Source organism: Flavitalea sp., assembly GCF_035489435.1.
In the GTDB taxonomy this organism is placed as follows: Bacteria; Bacteroidota; Bacteroidia; order Chitinophagales; family Chitinophagaceae; genus DATHKG01.
The window spans coordinates 1-24006 of the sequence record NZ_DATHKG010000051.1 but is presented as its reverse complement, the minus strand read 5'-3'; the positions used below and the strand labels follow the sequence as shown (position 1 = coordinate 24006).

At 42.7% G+C, this 24006-nt stretch carries 16 protein-coding genes; 11 read left to right on the top strand and 5 right to left on the bottom strand.

The genetic code is table 11. The features are described 5' to 3' along the window. The first annotated feature begins 55 nt into the window (after positions 1 to 55). From can to VK664_RS08065, 9 genes are all read left to right on the top strand, one after another. Entirely contained in the window at positions 56 to 679 is a 624-nt protein-coding gene (gene can / locus VK664_RS08105; protein WP_461398134.1) for a carbonate dehydratase, read from the top strand. Between the two features lie 210 nt (positions 680 to 889). Continuing rightward, positions 890 to 2392: an MFS transporter gene (locus tag VK664_RS08100; RefSeq protein ID WP_461398133.1), complete on the top strand. Its 1503-nt coding sequence runs from the start codon at positions 890 to 892 to the stop codon at positions 2390 to 2392. A 10-nt stretch (positions 2393 to 2402) separates the two neighbouring features. Beyond that, positions 2403 to 2639, top strand: coding sequence for a DUF6814 family protein (locus VK664_RS08095; protein WP_461398132.1), 237 nt, complete (start codon positions 2403 to 2405; stop codon positions 2637 to 2639). Between the two features lie 52 nt (positions 2640 to 2691). Continuing rightward, entirely contained in the window at positions 2692 to 3597 is a 906-nt protein-coding gene (gene gldA / locus VK664_RS08090) for a gliding motility-associated ABC transporter ATP-binding subunit GldA (RefSeq protein WP_461398131.1), read from the top strand. 68 nt (positions 3598 to 3665) lie between these two features. Continuing rightward, positions 3666 to 4955, top strand: a complete 1290-nt coding sequence (gene eno, locus VK664_RS08085) for a phosphopyruvate hydratase (RefSeq protein WP_461398130.1) — start codon at positions 3666 to 3668, stop codon at positions 4953 to 4955. Between the two features lie 85 nt (positions 4956 to 5040). Then, the gene (locus tag VK664_RS08080) at positions 5041 to 5334 is read left to right on the top strand and encodes an FtsB family cell division protein (RefSeq protein ID WP_461398129.1); all 294 of its coding nucleotides are present in this window, start codon (positions 5041 to 5043) and stop codon (positions 5332 to 5334) included. Positions 5335 to 5555: 221 nt separating this feature from the next. Further along, a complete protein-coding gene (locus tag VK664_RS08075; RefSeq protein WP_461398128.1) occupies positions 5556 to 5792 on the top strand; it encodes a hypothetical protein in 237 nt (78 codons plus the stop codon). A 46-nt stretch (positions 5793 to 5838) separates the two neighbouring features. Continuing rightward, positions 5839 to 6498 carry an endonuclease III gene (gene nth, locus VK664_RS08070; protein WP_461398127.1) on the top strand — a complete coding sequence of 220 codons (660 nt, stop codon included), beginning with the start codon at positions 5839 to 5841 and terminating at the stop codon, positions 6496 to 6498. 164 nt (positions 6499 to 6662) lie between these two features. Then, positions 6663 to 9038 carry a hypothetical protein gene (locus VK664_RS08065; RefSeq protein WP_461398126.1) on the top strand — a complete coding sequence of 792 codons (2376 nt, stop codon included), beginning with the start codon at positions 6663 to 6665 and terminating at the stop codon, positions 9036 to 9038. 8 nt (positions 9039 to 9046) lie between these two features. Here the strand turns inward: VK664_RS08065 and VK664_RS08060 are convergent, their stop codons facing one another. From VK664_RS08060 to VK664_RS08050, 3 genes are all read right to left on the bottom strand, one after another. Next, entirely contained in the window at positions 9047 to 9643 is a 597-nt protein-coding gene (locus VK664_RS08060; RefSeq protein WP_461398125.1) for a hypothetical protein, read from the bottom strand. 99 nt (positions 9644 to 9742) lie between these two features. After that, positions 9743 to 13384, bottom strand: a complete 3642-nt coding sequence (locus tag VK664_RS08055) for a BamA/TamA family outer membrane protein (RefSeq protein ID WP_461398124.1) — start codon at positions 13382 to 13384, stop codon at positions 9743 to 9745. A 43-nt stretch (positions 13385 to 13427) separates the two neighbouring features. Then, positions 13428 to 14303: a hypothetical protein gene (locus VK664_RS08050; protein WP_461398123.1), complete on the bottom strand. Its 876-nt coding sequence runs from the start codon at positions 14301 to 14303 to the stop codon at positions 13428 to 13430. A gap of 76 nt (positions 14304 to 14379) precedes the next feature. Here VK664_RS08050 and VK664_RS08045 point away from each other — a divergent pair, with 76 nt between their 5' ends. Next, entirely contained in the window at positions 14380 to 15762 is a 1383-nt protein-coding gene (locus tag VK664_RS08045) for a Pycsar system effector family protein (protein ID WP_461398122.1), read from the top strand. A 154-nt stretch (positions 15763 to 15916) separates the two neighbouring features. Here VK664_RS08045 and VK664_RS08040 read toward each other — a convergent pair whose 3' ends face one another. Both VK664_RS08040 and VK664_RS08035 read right to left on the bottom strand, forming a co-directional pair. Beyond that, positions 15917 to 17779, bottom strand: a complete 1863-nt coding sequence (locus tag VK664_RS08040) for a 2-oxoacid:acceptor oxidoreductase subunit alpha (protein ID WP_461398121.1) — start codon at positions 17777 to 17779, stop codon at positions 15917 to 15919. Between the two features lie 121 nt (positions 17780 to 17900). Further along, positions 17901 to 20813, bottom strand: a complete 2913-nt coding sequence (locus tag VK664_RS08035; protein ID WP_461398120.1) for a glycoside hydrolase family 3 N-terminal domain-containing protein — start codon at positions 20811 to 20813, stop codon at positions 17901 to 17903. A gap of 153 nt (positions 20814 to 20966) precedes the next feature. On the opposite strand from VK664_RS08035, the gene mutL reads away from it, so the two are divergent. After that, positions 20967 to 22835 carry a DNA mismatch repair endonuclease MutL gene (gene mutL / locus VK664_RS08030; RefSeq protein WP_461398119.1) on the top strand — a complete coding sequence of 623 codons (1869 nt, stop codon included), beginning with the start codon at positions 20967 to 20969 and terminating at the stop codon, positions 22833 to 22835. The last annotated feature ends 1171 nt before the right edge of the window (positions 22836 to 24006 follow it).

Below are 24006 nucleotides of genomic sequence, written 5' to 3'. Positions count from 1 at the left end.
GATCGAATCCTTCTGCCAAAGTTGTACTGAGGCGATAAACTTAAAAAATGAACAGATGAAATCTTTTGAGAAATTACTACTTGAAAACAAAGCATGGGCAGCCGAAAAAGTAGAAGAAGACCCAAAGTTTTTTGAAAGGCTTGCGCATATACAGACACCTGAATTTTTATGGATAGGTTGCAGCGACAGCCGTGTTCCTGCAAACGAGGTAACCGGGACTGATCCCGGTGAAATCTTCGTTCATCGTAATATTGCCAACCTGGTTGTTGAAGATGACCTCAATGTTCTCTCTGTAGTTGAGTATGCCGTTACTCACCTGAAAGTTGAACATGTAATTGTATGTGGCCACTATGGATGCGGTGGTATCAAGGCTGCAATGGGTGATCAAAGCTTGGGCATCCTTGACAAATGGCTGGTGAATATCAAAAGGGTTTACCAGCAACATTTCGAAGAGGTCAATTCTTTGCCGACGCAGGAAGAGCGCGCAGATCTGCTAACTGAATTCAATGTAAAGCAACAGGTGATCAATTTGTCAAAAACAGATACTATAAAACGAGCCTGGGAATCCGGACATCGCGTGAATATTCACGGCTGGTGTTATGGATTGAAAGATGGCATCCTAAACAAAATATTACATATTGCACCCCCTAAAGTAGATGAGAAATATGTGATCGTTTAGCCTGAACTATTTGGCTTTTTGCCATAACATCTATTTACTATGAAAAGCTCCTGTAACCGGTACCTTCCGGGCAGGGGCTTTTTTATTTATTCAGATGATCCGGTTATTTATCATATGTTACGGCAGCCCTGAGTTCATGAAAATTTTATGGGAGCAGCACCCGGTAAAAACTTTACTTATATTCGGTGCTATAAAAACGCAAGGCTGCTTATGAATTCACCAACCCAGGGGATTTGGAAAGTTATTACTGCTTCATCGGTTGGAACTCTGATCGAATGGTACGATTTTTACATATTTGGCAGTCTCTCAACGATCATCGCACAAAAATTTTTTCCTGACACCAACCCGACTGCCGCACTTTTATCAACCCTGGCAACCTTTGCGGCAGGATTTATTGTTCGTCCGTTTGGTGCATTATTTTTTGGCCGGCTGGGTGATATCATTGGAAGAAAATATACCTTCCTGCTAACACTTGTGTTGATGGGTGGGTCTACATTCCTGATAGGTTGTGTGCCAACCTATGCAAGTATCGGAGCGCTTGCGCCTATATTGGTGCTTTTATTAAGGTTATTGCAGGGGCTTGCATTAGGAGGGGAATATGGAGGCGCAGCTACCTATGTGGCGGAACACGCACCAGTCAACAGACGCGGCTTTTATACCAGCTGGATACAAACTACAGCCACTCTCGGCCTTTTCATATCCCTCGGGGTTATCCTCTCAATCAGAAGACTGGTAGGGGTGGAAGAATTTACAAATGGAAACGGCTGGAGATACCCGTTCCTGCTATCCATCATACTGGTAATTGTTTCCATATTTATCCGCCTTCGGATGAACGAGTCGCCCTTGTTCAGTAAACTCAAAAAAGCCGGCAAAACTTCGTCTAACCCGCTGAAAGAAAGTTTTGGTAATAAGACGAACTTCAAAATGGTGCTGCTGGCCTTGTTTGGTGCGACTATGGGTCAGGGTGTAATCTGGTATACCAGCCAGTTTTATGCACAAAATTTCATCCTCACCAAATGCCTTGTTGAATACGAACAGGCAAATTCAATTATACTCATTGCACTTCTGATCTCAACCCCGTTTTTTGTTTTATTTGGTTCCTTGTCTGACAAGATCGGTCGCAAGCATATCATTCTTACCGGTATGTTGCTTGGCATTATATCCTACCATTACATCTTCCAGGAACTGTACAATATTGCTGATGTAAGGGCCAAAACTGTTCAGCCTGAAAAGGAGCTGGTACAGAATTCAAGATCCCTCAGTGCCGGCAAAGAATATATCCAATTGAAAACGGTGACGCAATATTATACCGACGGTTCACTGATGAGAACCTCGAGCAGGCTGAGCACCCATAGCGCGATAAAGCTGCCGCCACCTAAACAGGAAATAGTTCTGGGTGAATCTGCGAAGTGGAAAATGATTGGGTGGATCGCTCTTATGGTGATTTTTGTTACTATGGTTTACGGACCCATTGCTGCCTTTCTTGTAGAGCTCTTTCCAACCCGCATCAGGTATACTTCCATGTCCCTGCCCTACCACATTGGCAATGGCGTATTCGGTGGATTAGTGCCTTTTATTGCTACACTCATTACAACCATCCCGGGAAGCAATCATCTTTCGGGTCTTTGGTACCCGGTCGGGGTTGCGATACTAAGTTTTATTATCGGCGCATTATACCTGACCAACCGGATAGATAAAAATGTAACTGATTAAAAAACTGAAAATGAAACTACTGAAACGATACCTGGGAATTTTATGGATCCTGCTCGGACCGGTCATTATCATCGTCCTTATCAAAGCTGCTGTTTTTAATATCAGCTCCGGCGGCACAGGTGATATCAATAAACCCATTCCCTGGATAATAGTGATTGCCATATTCACCCCGATTGCTATCGGGCTGTCAATCTTCGGATGGTATGCCTGGAAAGGCGAATTTGATGTTATCGAAGATCATTCATGATACCATCACCCGATGCGCTACAGTATTGATCATTAATCACTAGTTTTGTCAGATGTCTATTGAAGTAACCAATCTTTCCAAATTGTATGGCGGACAGAAAGCGGTCGACGCAATCTCTTTTCGTGTAGACAAGGGTGAGATCGTCGGCTTTCTTGGACCGAATGGTGCTGGCAAATCAACGACGATGAAGATCATCACCGGCTTCCTGAAACAGGATGGCGGTGACGCAATAGTTTGTGGATTGAATGTAAAAGACAAACCGCTTGAAACAAAAAGCCGGATTGGATACCTGCCCGAGGCGAATCCACTTTATTACGAAATGTATGTGCGGGAATACCTGGATTTTATAGCAGACATCCACCAGGTTGACAATAAAAAACAACGGATTGAAGAAGTGATTTTAATGGTTGGATTAAGCGTAGAGAGTAAAAAGAAACTTGGGCAACTTTCGAAAGGGTATAAACAACGTGTGGGTCTTGCAGCGGCGCTGATCCATGACCCCGAAGTCCTGATTCTCGATGAACCTACCACCGGTCTCGATCCAAACCAGATTCTTGAGATCCGTGAAGTGATCAGGAAACTCGGGCAACACAAAACAGTTTTATTTTCTTCGCATATACTACAGGAAGTTGAAGCGGTTTGTGATCGTGTAGTGATTATCAACAAAGGCAAACTTGTTGCGAACGATACCATATCTGCCCTGCGTGGAAATATGGAACAAGCCAAACATATAAGAGTAACTTTCCAGGAAAAAATCAATGCCGGCTTGCTAAACGGATTGCCATCAGCTACCGGTGTCCGTTCAATTGATGAATACAATTGGGAACTTCAAACCAGTTCACCGGACAACCTCCGCAAACAATTGATGGAACTATCTTTGAAAGAAAATCTGAATATAGTTTCTTTGCAGAGCGGTGAGCAGAGTCTCGAGGAATTATTCAGAGAACTAACGAAGTAATAAAAGAAATAACGAAAACAGACACAAACAGGAACACAACAATCAGACAAATATAAACAAGTAATACAATGAGTTACATTTCCGAGATTCATGCGAGACAAATTTTAGACAGCCGTGGAAATCCAACGATCGAAGTTGATATCCTTACAGATGAAGGTGCGCTTGGACGCGCAGCAGTGCCAAGCGGTGCAAGTACTGGTATTCATGAAGCGGTTGAATTGCGTGATGGCGACAAAAAGGTTTATGTTGGTAAAGGTGTATTGAAAGCAGTTAAAAATGTAAATACCCTTATTGCAGAAAAACTGCTAGGTTTTGATGTGGCAGACCAGGCAGGGCTTGACCAGGCGCTGATTGATCTTGATGGAACGGAGAACAAATCTCATCTCGGAGCAAATGCAACTTTGGCCGTAAGTATGGCTGTTGCAAAAGCTGCTGCTGCAGAATCAGGCTTACCATTGTTCCGTTATATAGGCGGCACCAATTCAAGGACTTTGCCAATACCAATGATGAACATCCTGAACGGTGGCGCTCATGCTGATAATAAAATAGATTTCCAGGAATTTATGGTTATGCCGGTCGGAGCTACCAGCTTCAGCGAAGGTTTACGTTGGGGTGTAGAAATCTTTCATGCATTGAAAACAGTGTTGAAGAAAAAAGGATTCAGTACAAATGTGGGAGATGAAGGTGGATTTGCACCAAATATCCAAAGTAACGAAGAAGCAATCGAAATAGTTTTAACTGCTATTACTGCTGCCGGTTTTGAAGCAGGTTCACAAATCATGATTGCGATGGATGCAGCAAACTCTGAACTTTGGGATAGCAAAAAGAAAAAATACGTTTTCCATAAAAGTGATGGCAAGGAATTGACAAGTGAAGAACTGGTAAAATATTGGGAAAGCTGGGTGAATAAATATCCAATCTGTTCTATTGAAGATGGTATGGCTGAGGATGATTGGGATGGATGGAAATTACTGACCGAAACAGTCGGAAAAAAATGCCAGCTTGTTGGTGACGATTTATTTGTTACAAACGTAACCCGTCTGCAACAAGGGCTTGACCGTGATATTGCGAATGCATTACTTGTTAAAGTTAATCAGATCGGAACTATCACAGAAACGATCAATGCAGTAACACTTGCTCAAACTAATGGATATAACACCATCATGAGTCATCGCAGCGGTGAAACAGAAGATACAACCATTGCTGATCTGGCAGTAGCATTAAACTGTGGCCAGATTAAAACCGGATCTGCTTCAAGAACTGATCGTATTGCAAAATATAATCAATTGATCCGCATTGAAGAGTCCCTGGGCAACAACGGAATTTACCCTGCCGGAAAAATTAAGTTCGGCAAGTAAAATCAATATTATTTTAATAATCGGTTACTGATCGGTGTTAGCGCACCAGCCGCGGCCACTGATCAGTAACTTTTTAAATTGTGCCATGAAACTGATTCAACAACTTCCCGCCTGGCTGAGAAATAAGTACTTCCTTACCGTAGTGGTTTTCGCGGCCTGGTTGCTATTTTTTGATGACAGGGATATTGTAACCCAGTTCAGGCATAACCGCGAGTTAAACCAGCTTGAACAGAGCCGCAACTACTACCTCGAAGAAATCCGCACCACTTCTGCCGAACTGGAAAAACTTAAGTCAGACCCGGCTACCCTTGAAAAGTATGCCAGGGAAAAGTACCGGATGAAAAAAGACGATGAAGATCTCTTTATCATAGCGGAATAAATTTCCAGTCATTAGTAACATTCCTATTCCCCTTCCGGCAATCATTTGTTATCTTACCTGCCGGCGCCCATTACAGACCGATTCCCCCAATCCCTAATCCCATTGAAAATCAGAGAAATCTGAATCCCATGCAATAAGCGACTTCTTTAATCGTTTTTGTATACGGACGGACACCCGAAACTGACTATTTCGGATTTTTTTGGACATAAATGGATTTGCACATGTATTTACTCTTTACACCAGAGGAACTTATACAGTATCTGTATAAAGAAACCTCTCAGGAAAAAACTATTGCTATAGAAGCAGCACTGCGTGAAGACTGGACCCTTCGCGAAAAGCTGGAAGTTTTAAAAGCATCTACTCAGAAATTAGAAACCATTCTCGAATCACCAAGGGCAGAAGTAATAATGAATATTATGAACTACGCCCGAAATACTGAAGTGAATTCGGTTCCCTGAACATTGATTTAGGCTCATCTTCCTGTATTTTCGCAGTCATTTATTGATGACACGAAAAGAACGTTACAAAGTCGTAATAGACTTTTTCCAGCAGCATGCGCCCGACGCAGAGACTGAACTGATCTATGATAGTCCTTACCAGTTACTGGTGGCGGTTATTTTATCAGCCCAGTGCACAGACAAACGCGTAAACCTGACTACTCCTGCAATATTCGAGCGATATCCAGACCCTGATGCACTCTCAAAGGCTACGATAGAGGAACTATTTCCGCTTATCAGGAGCATCTCATATCCAAATAACAAGACCAAACACCTGATCGGAATGGCCCGGATGCTTATGGACCAGTTCAACGGCGAGGTGCCCCTTTCGGTGGAGGAACTTGTAAAGCTCCCCGGTGTCGGCAGAAAAACGGCCAATGTTATCACTTCGGTTATTGATCAACAACCAAATATGGCTGTTGACACCCATGTTTTCAGGGTTTCCGCAAGACTTGGTCTGACTGTTGGCGCAAAAACCCCGCTTGCCGCCGAAAAACAGTTAGTCAGTAATCTCCCGAAAGAATTAATCCATAAAGCCCATCACTGGCTAATTCTCCATGGCCGGTACGTCTGCCTGGCCCGCAATCCTAAATGCGGAGAATGCGGCCTGCGGAATATTTGCGTTTATTACCGCCGGGTTGTTATCAGCGCCAGATCGGCTTTTTAGGTCGATCTACTATCGCTCATCCTATTACCGGGACTCAAATCAAGGCCCCCGAAAAAAGTAACCAACCGCCCATCATAGGGTATATTAAAATCTCTGATCATTTTTTAATTTTGTAGAATATTTGGAACGGTGAGCCGTCAATCATTTATAAAAACCGGCATGTGATGGAATGTAATTGTACAAACTTTAATTCAGTCTTTTCTTTTCGACCTCTTATAAACACCTGGACAGAGCTTGCTCAAAATGGAAGGGAAGGTTCGAGACAACTTTACAGCGAGCTGCTTGAGAAAGTCAGCCGGGTTCCGGAGCTTTTGCTGCCGATAACAGACGAGAGTGTTATCGAAAAAAACCGGAATCTCATAGAGCAGATGATGGCGACCATTTTTCCTGTTACCTTATCTGACAAGGAGGACGTATATGGTACACTCATCCCTTTTAAGCTTAAGGTGATCTACGGTTCTGAAAGATTCAGGAAACTTTTCCTGGGCAGTGCGGATAACCGGATCATTATGCCTGATATCCACAATCCGAATTCTTTGGAAAAGGAGAAACTGATAGGAGCATATCAACTGATCCTTTCCCGGCTGTATAATGTTCCTATACCTGATATTATGACAACTGTTCACTCTTACAGTTGTCCTAACACCACATTAGACAGGTACATGGAACTTGAGATTGATACCAGGTTTGTGAACGTTACCTATAAAGGTGACCTTCCTCCGTTGTCGGCAGAGTGCCTGAACGGATGGATGAATGGCTACGAGATCCCGGATATTCCAGGTATCCAGCAGGCCTTTACGCTTGAAAACTTCGAGTTTGAAGGAATGGTGATCTTTAACCTGAAAGATGTTACGGAACGTGAAGTGTATAATATTATCCGGAACAGGCTTCTCCAGATCGATAATTTTTCAGATGCGACCATTTTTAGTGAACTCCAGCGGCAGATCCAGAACCTGGTTAGTGTACCCGGTGCTCAAACCGCCATCAAGCCGTTTTACCGGGTAAATGATCACCTGGTAATTTCCGAATTGTATTCTAATACAACTGTACCTAAGGAAGTAATGCCTGCCCCGGAGAAAGTAAATGAGCTATACAATGTTGTCGTGGATGCATTCAAAGACGCCCAGGGTCCGAGAGTAATTCCATTTATCACCCAGGCTCTTATAAATAAGTATCCTTTCCTGGATTCAGTGGTGAAGATGGGCTACAAAAGTGCTATCATGTGCCCCTTGTTTACCTCATCAAAGGTGATGATAGGGATGGTTATGATTATGTCTGAGAAAGAAAACCAATTCACCTGGAAACATGTAGCCAAACTTGAGCCGGCGATTCCTTTATTCAAACTTGCGCTTGAAAAAACCCAGCAGGACCTGGATCACCAGGTTGACAGGGTGATAAAAGACCAATTCACCGCAGTTCAGGATGCTGTTGAATGGAGATTTACAGAAACAGCACTAAATTATCTTATCAGTAAACACCGGGGCGAACAGACCAAGATTGACCCAATCACATTCAATCATGTATATCCATTATATGGTGCAATTGATATCCGTAATTCTTCTGTTGAAAGAAATCTCTCAATCCAGCAGGATATGCTTGAACAACTGAAGCTCGCACAAAATATCATCAAGCTTGCAAAACAACAAACATCGTTTCCACTTCTTGACGAAATATTATTTAAGCTGAAGAAGTATATACATGCTGTTAACAACATACTTTTCGCAGATGAAGAAATCGCTATTCATCATTTTTTGAAAACAGAGATTGTAAATATGTTTACTCATATTCAGTCAATCATACCTTCATTGGATAGTGAAGTCAAAGTTTATCTTGCTGCTATTGACTCACCGGTTGAAATGCTTTACAATCACCGTAAGTCATATGAAGAGAGCATAACCACCATTAATAATGAAGTAGCCAGGTTTATAGATGAAGAACAGAAGGCAGCACAAAAGATATTTCCACATTACTTCGAACGTTTTGTAACAGACGGAGTTGATTTCAATATTTATATCGGGCAATCAATAACCCCTGATAAAAAATTCGATTTTTTCTACCTGAAAAATCTGAAGATCTGGCAATTGAATACACTGGCTAAAGCCGCGATACTAACAAATAAATTAGAGAAGAAACTGAAAGTGCGTTTGCAAACATCACAGCTGATCCTTGCACATAGTCAGCCTATTTCTATAAGCTTCAGAACAGCCGAAAGGAAATTTGATGTGGATGGCGCTTACAATATAAGATACGAGATCATCAAAAAGCGGATAGATAAGGTTCATATCAAGGATACAAATGAAAGGTTGACTCAGCCCGGTATGCTGGCTATTGTTTACTCACAGACCCATGAAGCCAATGAATATCTAGAGTATATAGATTTTCTTCAAAACCAGGGTTTACTGACCGGCGAAGTTGAGAAGTTCGACCTGGAAGATTTACAGGGAGTCAGCGGTATGCGTGGACTAAGAGTTGGGATCAACTTCAATGAAGATATTGCTGAAAACCAGCAGTCAAAAACCGCGGGTAGCCTGATCAATTAACAAGGTCTCTAATAAGATCTCCCGGTATCTGTTTTGACCGGCTTAACTGTATCAGAATCGGGTTTCGGTTTATTCAGCCGGGTAATATTGCGCCTGGCTGCTTCACGCCTGGTTGCTTCACGTTTCAGCAAATTATTTTTTACCAAATCACGTTTGATGGAATCACGTTTGATGGAATCAGGTTTACCTGAATTCAGTCCGGCGGAATCTGGTTTCGTGGTGTCAGGTGACATTATCTCCTGCGCAGGTTTCGCAGCAGGAAACTTCCATACCCATCTTGCAAGGTAAAAGCAGGATAATAAAAACATCAGTATCTCAAGAGCAATAAGCGATTTCAACAATAGCTGTGACGGGGGTTTGCGGCCATCCCCAAAAGATGAATTTTGTTCCTGCATTGCAATTGCCAGTTGAATCAGCCAGGCAACAACGATTGAAACCAGGAAGAAAACAATTGCAAGTTTGATATTGATGATGTTTTTTTCTCCAACACCTTTGGAAACAAGTACACCAACACAGCCCGAAGCGGAAAACAGGCTGATACCGCTGATCCACTTACTCCATTCAACAAGTCCCTGGTTACCCTGGTATGATTTATTTTCGTTCATACATGCTCATATATTTCGTTCATACATGCTCATACATATTAACAATATACGCAATTAATGAATGGCGGTAAAATCAAGTGAACGGATCCAGGCTGTTTGTCAAAACTGAAAACCCAGGGTAACGAAGGGCAGACCGCCATCAGAAGAAAATCCATAACAAGCGGCTATAACATAACGTTTGCCGGGAGCAAGCCATAATCCACCTCCATAACCGTTGTGCCATCTGCCGGACTTTTCATCCTTCACCCATACGCGGCCTAAATCATGGAAAGCCAGGATACCGATTGAACCTGGTAAAAGATAACTCCTGAAGTCGGCAATCCTGATACGGAGGTCAATGTTATTATAAAACATTTTGTCGCCCGCAAAACGGTACTTTCTGAAACCGCGAAGGTTCTCCAGGCCACTCAGGTACTGTGCCTGGAAAAATTCATACTTACCGTAATTGATTCCAGCGCCCACACGTGCAGCAACCACCAGGTCTGCAGGAACATTAAAACTGAGGTATAAGGATAGGTCTGTAACAAGCTGGGCAAAATCATTTGCATATTCATTCACGCCTTTCACAACCCTTGCTGTGTTTTTCCAGAATACCCCGCGGGTAGGTATCATTTCGTTGTCCCGATTATCAATATTCGCCTGGAACTGCCAGCCCAGGAAGCCTTTCGGTTTGTTTAAAAGAGCCGTGTCTATCCCTTTAAGATCTGGTTGAGAAATAAATCTTCCAATGTTTTCTTCAGGTTCTATCCAATAACGCTGAAACACAGGTCCAGTAAGTAAAGTTAGACTCTCACCAGCATCTGTTCTCATCATACCAAAACCCTGTATAAGATTATAACGGGAACGGTAATACGAAATTTTCTTGTCCCCTTCGTTTACGAATTCTGTTTCATTGCCGATACCAAAAAAGTTTTGAACATTATCCGGGGCTTTAATATCTGCTTCTGCCACGATATCAGTTTTCCCAAACACATCAACCGCATCTATTTTATAACGGAAATTATAAGCCCCTGTTGCGAGCGCTTTGTTAGCCCTGAATTGATGAATGAGTTTATGAGGTTCTTTCCTGAAACCATGAGTTGTGATTTTAACAGATAAACCAAGAAATACACCATCATCCGGATTGAAGGCGGCAGATATTAAAGGAGCTACAATATTGTAATTATAGGCTTTACGATTATATCGGTTTATCTCCGGATCACCCGATAACCGGTTAACTACATGTCCTGTGCCGCTTAAGCTATTCGTATCAGGCTTAAAATCGTAGTAAATTGTCTTTGACCCCTGGGCTATACCATTATTGATCAACTTATCAGGACCACTCCCGCCTATAACACGTAATTTGATAGTGCGGGACGCATTGCCTGTAATCAAAATACTATCTCCTGCACCCTGTCCCCAAAGTCGTATTTCTTTAGTTTTACCCCGATAAAAAGTCCTGTTATACAACTCGGAAGAAAGTTTACCTTCCTTATTAATCTTAAACATTCTGACTCTTACAGAGCCATCCCCGTTTCTGAGCACATCAAAAAACTCCCTTTTATCTGTCCCTACAACATCAACTTCTTTTTCAAGAAAATGAAAATATTCAAGCACCTCATCTTTTAAGAATGTTCTTCTTTGTTTAAGCGTGCTTGCGATCCATTTTGCCCGAAAATTTTGTACTTCAACCGGCTGTTTTGAAATTGCTGAATCTATGAGTTTGTCAGTCATCAGGGGTATGAATGAGTCAATAGCCTTAATCCATGTTTCCTCATTCAGGCCATTCAGAAAAGAACGATCAATATACCTCGCATTAAAGTTGAAAGTTTTTATGTTCCGGGCCTTTGCCCTGAACCCCTGGAACTTCGGTAATATCCATGGACGGCTTATTGCCTTGGGAATAACACCGTTATTTATAAAAAATGGTTGATCCCTGTCTCTTGGTATGGGAAAAAAACGTTTTTCTTCAGACTTCTTATCTTCCGAATTACCCCAACGCCATTGATCCTCGTGCCGATCAAAATCCATTATGAACATGTCAAGTAACCTTGCCCATAACACAGCCTCCTGGTTTATGCTATTGTCATTATCTTCCTGGAGCTTTTCAAAAATATCCGTTGAGCTATATGTTTTTTTTAGCTCCGCGGGTTCCCGTTCCTCAAAAAGATAAAGTCCGTTTCTAAAGTCGGATCTGTATTGTTTAAGAGCAGGATCATCGGGAACATATACAACTTCGGGGTTTGCATGTGGTATCCCGGTTGCCGCCGCAAGGGCAGGGACCGATAAAGCCGCATAAGGATATGAAGCCGACACTCCATCAACTACTGCTTCTTTAACAAAGGTTTGCCTGAACTCTTCGGGCAAAGTTCTGTCAGGAAACTTTTCAATGCTTCTTAACACATACTGATTTCCTTTTGAGTCCTCGAGTCTCAGTGATTTGGATTGAAACCCGCCTCCCCTTTTCACCGGTACCAGTCCTCCTTTTTCTTTTTGGATATTAAAGGTTCTTACTTTGAGGGGGGTGGTCCACTCCTCCCGGTAGTTCGATCCGAGCAACCATTTTTTAAAACCCCCTGCTTTATAATAAGGTGCCGGAATCATTTGCATTGAATCAGGAAACAATCCAGGTTTGTCGGCCTCAGTTTCGGCCAGGGAAGTAGTAAACCCTCTTAGTTCCCCCGTAAAAACCGGTTGCTCCGGCGAAGGTGATTTTGAAGAAAAGAACTTTAATCGTACCTCTCCTGTTTTCATTAATTCCAGCACACCAAAGCCTGTTCCCTCATCAGCAAATACAGTTCCCGGGCCTTTTCGGACCTGCGTATTTTTTGAACCGGCGCCACTCACTATATACTGCTGGCCATTTTGTTCTATAAGCTGGAGTGCATGTTCATGACCCGCAATTCGGATGCAGTAAGGATGACCAGACAAAACTTCATCTATACGCTTTGTATAGTCTCTATACTCCGGATTTTTTAGATCCTGGATATTGCCAAATCCGCCACGCCCAAAGGCATATATAGAACCCAATATGGGTAAAGGGATATATAGATTTTCACCCAGTTCCGTTAGCGGAAAAAGATGTTGCTTCCAGGTGAAATAGCCGCCATGCTCACCGTATGATTTGAAAGGGTGATGTGCCGCATAAATGACCAGCTTGTTGCGGTTACGATAAAGCATGTCTTTCAATTGAATAACCACTTCGTCCTCGGTTTTACACTCGCAATCAGAAGTTTCACCAGGACGGTTTTGTCTTTGCAACCACCACTGGCTATCCACGACTATCATGACTACAGATTCATTCAATGGAATTTCTACCGGTCCCGGACAACCGCTTTCCGGCGTGAACATCATATTTGGCAGTTGCCTTCCTTTGACATACGATTCCTCGTACCCGAGTTGATCCAAACCATGGGGCCCTCCCTTCATCCAATCATGATTACCAGGCATCATGATGCCTTTTGCACCTTTGCCATTTACCAGATCAATCTGCAGATCAAGTATTTTTTTCTTTTCCCCGTAATTTGGGGAGCCGGGTTCGGGCATACCAATTGGGTAGATATTATCACCCAGGTATACAACAGCCGTATTCGTGTCTTTAAGAGAAAAAATACGGGCGATCAGTTCAAGCTCAGGATGCCGGCCATTTTTTAGTTGACCTGCATCGCCAATCATGATCAGCCTCTGCACAATTGAATCCTCCTGTGCCAGGGTTGACAGGCTGCAAAAAAGAAGAATTATTATTGACCAGAAATTACGCATGCTGTTAGATTTGGTGAACATGCCCATCGTAGAACAAATAAGTTTAATTGCCGGGCTTGCTATCAGGTTGATATGAAAACTTAATAATCGTTGCCTTACCCTGTAAACCTTCATTTGAAATAAACATATCTCCTTCAGGCGAAAAGCAAATTCCTTCAGGCTGTGAAAATATATCAGGATTCAATGAATATACCTTTTCAACTTCACCTTTAAGTGAACAAATCATCAATACTTTTCCAATTGAGGCGATTACAAAAAGCTTATTCAACACTGGATGAACGGATGCGCCTGATGGTTTACATTCAGCGGAATAATCTTTCATCAGCTTTTTGACTGCCCTCAACGAAATAATATAGACGGGTTCGGAAGAAAATTTTTCGCTTAGCGGGTCAAAACTATAGGCAACGATTGCTTCCTGAATCATTCTCTGCTCCTTTGAAAGCAGTACTAGTTTTCCAGTTGTTTTATCATAATACAGGCTTTCAAATTCAATTTTCGATTTTTTCTTAAAGGTAATTTTCCTGGAGTTTGATGGATCGTTTACCGGAACTACATTGATATTTCCATTGCTTTCCATCACATAGTAGCTCGAGTCAATAACTGCAATATCCTCGTAGTCTTTTTCTCCGCCAAAATTTATAGCGGAAGGTTTTCCATCTCCGAAATCTACCCTGAAGATTTTTCCATCTTCATCATTTATAGCCGACAAAGTCCGGTTATTGATATAAGTTATACCGGAAATCTCGAGCAGCTGTTTATGTAAAATAAATACCTGCCTGTTTTTACTGTCGTAGCCCGGAACCTCCGGCAAAAATGATTTACCGTTTTTACCACTGCAGGATACGAGAGTAAGAGGCACAAATATATACATCAGTATCCGGTATAGCAGTTTATATGCGATGCCCGAATTACCAACCATAGATTTGCTTTTTATAAAATCTAACGGAAATCCGAATTTAATAATGCTTAATTTCAAAGTTCAAAGTTAACAAAGCATGACGGAAGCCGCTCAACAATTATTGGTACAGGTCCGGCAATATGTTGTCAATCTCCTCCACTCGAAATTGAACCCTGCGTTTATCTTTCACAATCTCGACCATACAAAAGATGTCGTCAAATCCTCCGAACTGCTTGCTGATTTTTACAAAATAGGCGACGAAGACAGGCTTCCATTAATCGTAGCAGCCTGGTTCCATGATACAGGATATATTAATGGGATGGCAAAGGGCCATGAATACGTAAGTCAGAAAATTGCAAAGGAGTTTTTGGAAGGTAAAGCTAATGAGGATTTTATCGCTAAGGTAAACCACTGCATAGATAGCACCCGCGTTCCGCAATCACCTGGCAGTCAGATTGAAATGATTATGTGCGATGCCGATCTTTTTCACCTCGGCACCGAAAGTTTTGATGAAAGAAACAAACTGCTCCGCAAAGAAATAAATAAGCTCAGCGATATTAAAATCAGCAAAAAAGAGTGGCATAAAATGAACCTGCAATTTCTGCAGCAACACCAGTATTTTACAAGCTATGGAAAAGAAAAACTCGAACCGATCAAGCAGAAGTTCATCAGGGAAATTGAAGCTAAAATTGCAGTTGAAGAAAAAGATGAGATTGTGAAAATTGACATTAATTTGCCCCGCACCGTTGGGCCTGCTAACACTGTTCCCCCGGTACAGCTTTCAGCAGGTTTGTCGCCGGTAGCAGCACCCGAAAAGAACAAGCAGGATAAAGAAAACAAGCAGGATAGAGAAAATGTAAAACGTGAAATTGAGCGGGCAAAACGTGATACAGAAACCCTGAAGTCTGAAAATTTAAAGCTGGATTCTGAAAAGATAAAAAAGGATAGCAAGGTAGAACGCAGCATTGCCACTATGTTCAGAATCATATCCGACAACCATGTGAGCCTTAGCCAGATGGCGGATAGCAAGGCAAACATCATGATATCGGTTAATACCATTGTCATGTCTATCTTAGTTTCAGTACTCCTGGGTAAGCTTCAATTCTATCCTGAATATATATTGCCAACCATCATCCTCCTCGGTGTTTGCCTGTCGGCTGTGGTCTTTGCCATTCTTGCAACAAGACCCAATGTTAGCAGCGGCACATTTACAAAAGAAGACATCATAAACAAAAAAGTGAACCTCTTATTTTTCGGCAACTTTTATAACATGGGTCTGCAGGATTATGATTGGGCAATGAAGGAGATGATGAGCGATCGTGAATATCTTAACAGCAGTATGATTAAAGATATTTATTTCCTCGGGGTGGTGCTGGCGAGAAAATATAAATATCTAAGGATATCTTATAACATATTTATGTTCGGGTTGATAGTTGCCATTATTGCATTTGGCATTGCGTTCGTCATTTCCGAATCCTGAAAAATCCGAATACACCGATTTGCACATCGTGTAAACTGAATGGGACATCCGAATAGTATATACAACCAGGAATTCGAATAATGCGGATACCGCCCTGCATTCGAATGCAGGTTTCGAATGCGGGATTCGAATTCTAAACTGTTACTAACTGTTACTAAAGATGATCCCCTTCCTGCAGTGTTTCCCTTAATTTCTGAACCAGTTCAGTTTTTGTGATTGGAACACCCATGATTTTATTATAGCCTTTTGCATCGACCAGGTACTGATCACGTATGATCTTGATAAGCTGACCGTTATTTATTTCCGGAATGAGTACCTGCTCATAATTTTTGAGAATTGTGCCGAGGTTTTTTGGAAATGGTCTCACGTAACGGAGATGGGCATGCGCCACTTCATGTCCTTCAGCCTGCAGTTGGGTTACCGCGCTTTTAATGGATCCATATGTTGATCCCCAGCCAAGTACAAGTAATTTTCCCTTTTCAGGTCCACTGTCCAACTGTTGGTCAGGTATATATTGAGCGATCTTGTCAACTTTTTCCTGGCGGATTTTGACCATCAATTGGTGGTTCTCCGGTTCGTAATTTACATTACCGGTAATATTCTGTTTTTCGAGTCCCCCGATCCGGTGTTCAAGTCCCGGAGTACCGGGGATGGCCCAGGGTCTTACCAGTTTTTCATCTCTCAGATAAGGCTGAAACTTTTCTTCGCCATGACCCAATTCTGTTTTGAACTTAACTTCGATCGGTTTCAGATCATCACTTTTTGGAAACTTCCAGGGTTCGGCACCATTTGCAATATATCCATCACTGAGAAGGATTACCGGTGTCATATGTTGCACGGCAATCCTGACAGCTTCGTAAGCGGCCGCAAAACAGTCGCTCGGTGTAGAAGCGGAAATAATTGGCATCGGGCATTCGCCATTACGGCCATAATAAGCCTGCAGCAAATCGCTTTGCTCAGTTTTTGTGGGAAGTCCCGTAGATGGTCCGCCTCTCTGCACATTTATGATAAGTAATGGAATTTCAAGCATAACTGCAAGCCCCATGGCTTCGCCCTTAAGTGCCATACCCGGTCCTGAAGTCGTTGTAATTCCCAGTGAACCGCCATAAGCAGCCCCAATCGCAGCAGTAATGCCGGCAATTTCATCTTCGGCCTGGAAGGTCCGTACGCCGAAAGCTTTATGCCGGCTCAGTTCATGCAAAATATCTGAAGCCGGGGTAATTGGATATGTGCCAAGGAAAATCGGCAGACCGCTTTTCTGGGAAGCCGCGATCAACCCGTAGGACAGGGCCTGGTTTCCCATAATCGATCGGTATACACCCGGATCCATTTTGGCTTTTTCAACACGAAAGCGACTGGTAAAAGTTTCTATCGTATCGCCATAATTGTATCCTGCCTGGAGTGACTTCACATTGCTATCCAGGATCTCTAGTTTTTTCCCGAATTTCTCCCTGAGGAATCCGATCGTGTTTTCCATGTCGCGGTTATACATCCAGTAGAGATAACCGAGCACAAACATATTTTTTGCCCGATCTTTCTCCTTGGTCCCCATGGTAATATCCTTGAGGGCCTCTCTCGTAAGACGTGTCACATCGATTTTTGTGACCTGGTAATTGGTAAGGCTATCATCTTCGAGTGGATTTATACCATCCGGATAGTTTGCAAGACGTAGATTTTTTGCATCGAAACCGTCTGTATTCACTATGATCCGGCCGCCTTTTTTGAGCGCCTTCAGGTTGGCCTTCAGTGCGGCGGCATTCATAGCAACCAGCACGTCGTATTCATCTCCAGGGGTAAAGATCCGATCGCTTGAAAATCTCAACTGGTAACCGCTCACACCTGGTAAGGTACCCTGCGGGGCACGGATTTCTGCAGGGAAATCCGGGAAGGTAGCCAGGTCAATCCCAAGCATCGCTGTATTGTTGGTAAACTGGCTTCCGGTCAACTGCATTCCATCACCCGAATCGCCGGCAAACTTTATAATAACCTCCTGGAGAACTTCTTCTTTGCTGCTCATTACTTGCTTTATGTCGCGCAAAATTAATATAAGTTAAGGGAACCGCATGAAAGGGTCCACCTGGGATAACTCAGTTTTACAAAGTTCTCCGGATTTCGAAAGGTCAATACTCGCTTTTGATCTACTTTTTTATCATTGCATGATATATAACTTCATGAACCTTAGGCCTTACATTGATTTTCCCGAATTTATTGGGATCTGGGCTGTTAACCCGGTTTGATAGGAATATATATGTCAGATTATATTTCGGATCTATCCAGAAACAAGTCCCGGTAAACCCTGTATGTCCATAGGTATCCGGTGAGGCAGACAAGGTTGGATAAGGTTCCTTTCTGGTTGCGTTATCTTTTTCCGGTTTATCAAACCCATATCCCCTGCGGCTGATAGCACTCTGATAAGCTGTAAACAATTTGATTGTTTCTTTTTTGAAAAACTGGTGTCCATTATAAGCCCCGTTGTTCAACATCACCTGTGACAAAACAGCCAGGTCATAAGCATCACTGAACAAACCGGCATGTCCTGCAACACCACCAAACATGGCCGCCCCCGGATCATGTACATCTCCCTGGATTAACTGTTTCCTGAACAAAAGGTCATCCTCGGTCGGTGCAATACGGTTTATTGAAAAACGGTTCAGTGGCTTAAATCCCGTTGTAGACATATTCAGCTTATCATAAAACTCTTTTTTCACATATTGATCAAGGGTCATGCCCGAGATCGCTTCCACTATTTTACCAAGAAAGATAAAATCATTATCACTGTACACGTATTTACCTTTCCCAACAACTTCGCTTTGCAATATGCGACGGTAAATGGTATCCATCCAGTCATCACGCATGTACATATTGGCTGCAACACGCATCAGGTGCAATGAATCCAGCTTTGGAACATAGACTGAATACTTAGGCAGTCCTTCAGGATTAAGATCTATTGTTTCACGATAAAAAGGGATAAAGGATTTTAATCCGGCCTGGTGAAGCATGATATCCTTTACGGTAAGATCCTGTTTATTACTGCCTTTAACCCATGGAAGATAATCACCTAATTTTTTATTAAGCTTCAGTTTACCCTCATCGTACAACTTCATTAATGAAACAGTCGTTGCCATTACCTTGGTCACAGAAGCGAGGTCATATAAGGTTTGGGGATATACCTGTTCGGTGCTGTCGTATCCAAGATATCCAAATGCTTTTTCATAAGCGATCTTTCCATCCTTTGCAACAAGTATTACTGCCCCGGGAATAGCTTGCTGACGGATTGCATCTTCAACAATCGAATCGATCTCCATCAGCTTTTCCTTATTCAATCCCACTTCCGCCGGCTGTACTTTTCGCAGCATCCTGTTTTCAGTAATACCATAACCATAATTGAAGGGATCACAAACTGTTACCGGTAATTTTCCTTTTGCGAAATATCGTCCATATAAAAGATCAGCCGCTTTCTGATGAGTTGCAGCATCATCTTCATAACAAACAACCAATACAGGGGCATCACAAACCTGCTTCACTGCATAAGGGTTACCGAATAACATGGTAACGGTTTTGTTTGTCGTCTGTACCTTGTTCACCAGGTATGCCGCAGCACGGCTGACACCAAAATTGTTTGCCGGGAAACGATTTAAATTGTGAAGACCGATTACAACTACATCGTAACGATTCTGCAACAATGAGAGCATAGCATCGGCCTGAACCGAATCCATTTTATAGTCAAAATAAAACGCATTTGCATTGTAGTCTTTCCGAAGTTGTAAGGCAAATTCGTTATCAGCGTTTAAGCCGATACCGAGATATGCCACTTTTTTTCCGGTACGAAGCGGAAAGCTGGCTGAATCATCATTACGCAATAAAGTAATCGCGTTTTCAGCTACCAGTTTTCGCATCTTGTCGATGCCGGCATTCAGGTCCTCAGTCAGATGATGCAGATTAACCGGCTGAATATTATTCAAACCATAGAGATATTTTGCTTTGAGCACTCTTTTCACATGATAATCGATCTTGTCCCAGCTGAGCTGATCTTTCCTGATCGCTTCACGAATCTTGTCGATCGCCATTGGTACATCACCTGGCAGGCATAACATATCATTACCTGCAATCAGCGATTGAACCGAAGCATCACCATCCGGAAAATATTTTGTTACACCTTTCATTTCCAGCGCATCGGTAAAAGTAAGGCCCTCATATTTCAATTCAGACCTGAGTAATTTTGTGACGTTATTGTAAGAAATGGAAGTAGCCCTGTTTGAAGTTGTATCAATAGCCGGTATCGATAAATGTGCAACCATCACTGATCCGACCCCTGCGCTGAACAGCTGCCGGAACGGGTAAAGTTCCAGGGAATCAAGTTCAGCGCGGCTTTTTGTAATTACCGGGAGATCATAATGTGAATCAACAGAAACATCGCCATGACCGGGAAAATGTTTGGCGCAGGCCATCACGCCAACATCCTGCATACCCTTCATGTATTGAAGTGCCCATTCTGAAACACGGTACTTATCTTCTCCAAATGATCTGTCGTTGATAACGGGATTAGCCGGATTGTTGTTGATATCAACTACCGGCGCATAGTTTACATGGATACCGATTCGTTTACATTGCTCACCTACCAGTTTGCCATACTGGTAAATCAGTTCCGGGTCCTGCACTGCACCAAGCATCATCTGGCGGGGGAGACCGGCCACGCTGTCGAATCGCATTCCCAGGCCATTTTCGCCATCAATGGCAATCAGAATGGGGGTTTTTGCAATACGCTGGTATTGATTGATAAGGGCCGCCTGCTTCATTGGGCCACCCTGGAATAAACAGATACCTCCCACATTGTATTTCTTAACGGCATCTTCTACTTCTTTTTCATAAAATGTTACCCTTCGGGTCGCTCCAGAACCGCTTACCGAAGACATTCTCACAACCATCAACTGGGCTATCTTCTGATCCTTATCGAGCGATTGAAATACACTATCCACCCATTTATCGGCCGCCACCTGCGCGAAACCCGGGCTACTTATCACCAGGCCGATCACTAAAAACAATTTGTTCATATGTTTTTTTGAGAAATTTTTACAAATTAAGAAGAATAGCGGATTTTAGTTTGACAGATTGATTGTCAAAGTAAAGGTTTAAATTTGATGCTCGTTTGTGTAAATAAGAACCTTTTCTTCAGAACGTATCGAGGCCCGGTTTCGTGTAATACAATGACAGATATCATTCAACTTCTATCGGATAACATCGCTAACCAGATTGCTGCAGGAGAAGTAATCCAGAGGCCCTCGAGTGCAGTAAAAGAACTACTGGAAAATGCCGTTGATGCCGGCGCAACCGAAATCAAACTAATCATTAACGACGCAGGCAAATCGCTGATCCAGGTGATAGACAATGGTCGCGGCATGAGCGAAACGGATGCAAGGATGTGTTTTGAAAGACATGCTACTTCCAAAATCAAAAATATTGATGACCTATTCCGGATCCGTACCATGGGATTCCGTGGAGAAGCATTGGCTTCGATTGCTGCTGTTGCACAGGTAGAACTAAAAACCAAAAGAGAGGAAGACGAAACAGGTACTTATATCGAAATAGAAAACTCGATGGTTGTGGTGCAGGAACCTGTTGCCTGGAACACGGGCACCAGCATAGCCATGAAGAACCTGTTTTTTAATGTTCCGGCCCGCAGGAACTTTCTGAAAACAAATGCCTCCGAGATGAGGCACATAGTTGATGAATTTATCCGTGTGGCACTCGCGTTCCCGGAACTATTGTTTTCACTTACAGCAAACAATCAACAGGTGTTTCACCTTGAAAAAGGTTCACTGAAACAACGCATCGTCCAGATTCTCGGGAATAATTACAATGCGAAACTTGTAACGGTGCAGGAACAAACCGATTATATGAACATTTATGGTTTTGTAGGCAAACCTGAAACTGCAAAAAAAACCAGGGGTGACCAGTATTTTTTTGTGAACAACCGTTTTATCCGCAGCCCCTATTTAAGTCATGCGGTAATGAGCGCTTACCAGCAGATGATCGGTCCTGAAAGCTTCCCTTTATATGTATTGTTTATAGATCTTGATCCTTCGCAGGTTGATATAAACGTTCATCCAACAAAACAGGAAATCAAATTTGAAGATGAAAGGATCATCTATGCTTTTATTCAGTCTGCTGTAAAACATTCACTGGCGCAATACAGCATCACGCCAACTTTGGAGTTTGATCTTGATCCGGGTATTCAAAGTCTGGAGGCTATAACCCAACCATTTACTGCCGATAAACAGGCGCAGGCCACCAGTTCAGACATCTACAAAAACTTCACACAAAAAAACCAGGCACATTCTATTGATTCAGAAAATAAATCTGAACTTAAGCATTGGAACCAAAGCCAGCCTTCAGAGAAAAAATTTGTTTCGCTTATTGACCAGTTAAAATCGGAAGAAAAAGCAGCTTCGGAAACAAATTCACTTACATCATTGCTGCCAAATCGCGTGGAGATGCGGGTGCTGGAAACGGTTATGCCATACCAGTTAATGCATTCCTATATTGTTTGTTCCACCACCAGGGGTTTCATACTGATTAACCAGCAAACAGCTCACGAACGGATTCTTTATGACCGCTATGCTGCTTCATCAAATGGCAATTCGATTGCTTCACAAAGAAGTTTGTTCCCGGTCACCATCCAACTTTCAGCACAGGACAATGTATTGCTCCAGGAACTGATACCGGATCTTAACCAGCTTGGTTACCTGATAGAACCATTCGGTAAAGATACTTATGTTATTCAGGGCACACCTGCGGATCTTGAACAGGGGAATGAAAAGGCGGCTATCGAAAATGTACTTGAACAGTTCAAACATTTCGCAACTGATATCCGGTTTTCAAAACGTGAAAAGCTGATACGCACGCTTTCATGTCAGCATTCTATTAAACCAGGCAAATCGTTAAATCACCAGGAGATGTCTACGCTGATCGGCCAGCTTTTCAATTCGGCTCAGCCTAATGTCAATGCTTCGGGTCAGCCGACTTATATTGAGTTTAAGAAGGATTATCTCGAGCAGTTGTTTAAGCGGGTATGAACTCTTTTTACTGCTCCGTGATACATTTTTCATCTGCTATGTGATTGTGAATTGTTGATTTTACATGTTCATGGCGTTCACTCGGTTCTTCCCTTCGCCGGATGGGCCTTTCGGTTGGTTTGATTTGCCACTGTGATTCCTGGTTAATACCTTTCGTTATGCCGCTCTCTGCTGTTGTCTCCGATCGGCTTTTAGTTCCCTGATCGGCTTTTTTAGGTATGCTTGTAGTGCTGGTTGCTGTTGGGCCCTGATCGGCTGCGGTAACTCCGGGCAGGAATCGAAGGTGGCAATCAAACCAACCTCAGGCCCATCCTGCACGTTCTAATCTCGTTCACTTAGGGGATATGCGACTTGTACAACATAATTCAACATTCGCTTTATTGCAATAACCGGCATTGACATTATCGGCATTGCAGAGATTGAAATGACATTGCTGTGTTACCGTTCTCTGAATTATAGTCACCAGCCACGCGGTTATCGGAAAAACGATTGCCAAAATCCATTTGCAACAATCTTAACCAATCTTAGCTACCAAAATTTCGGTTGTGCATCATTGCATTTGCTTTCTTTTCATCTAATTCGCAAGCAATCTGGTTCCAGTGCATTAATAATATTCCCCATAGGGCCAAGGAAAAAATAACGATGGGTATTGCATCGATTGCTCGTTACAGCCTGGCAATGATTCAGCATAGTAGTGATTCAGCGTTTGCAGGTGGTTGTGATTCAGCGTTTGCGATTGCAGCTTTCACGCGTGGCAGTGTTATCGGGGGCTGCGTTTGCAAGTGGCAGTTTTTGCGGGTGGCTGCGTTATCTCCCAATCGAATGTCAGATCGGTTTGTATATTAGATCGGGAAGGAAATTGCAAAACAAATATCAGTTCATTTGTCTTCTATGACTGATTAAGTGATTGGCTTATTCACAAGATTTAATACTGATTGAATGATGGGACAACGAAGCCTGCTATAGCGGACTGGTAAGAATTGTTATGACTGGTATGAAATTCCCCCAAGTGGATGAGCTAGTTGGGAGCGGGATTGTGCCTTTGCGCGGCCTTCGTACCGTGGTCGGAGTTACTGAAGCCGATCAGGGCGATACTGCAACCAGCACTTGAAGAAACCCTAACAAAGCTGATCAGGGCAAAAAAGCCGATCGGAGACAACAGCATAGAGCG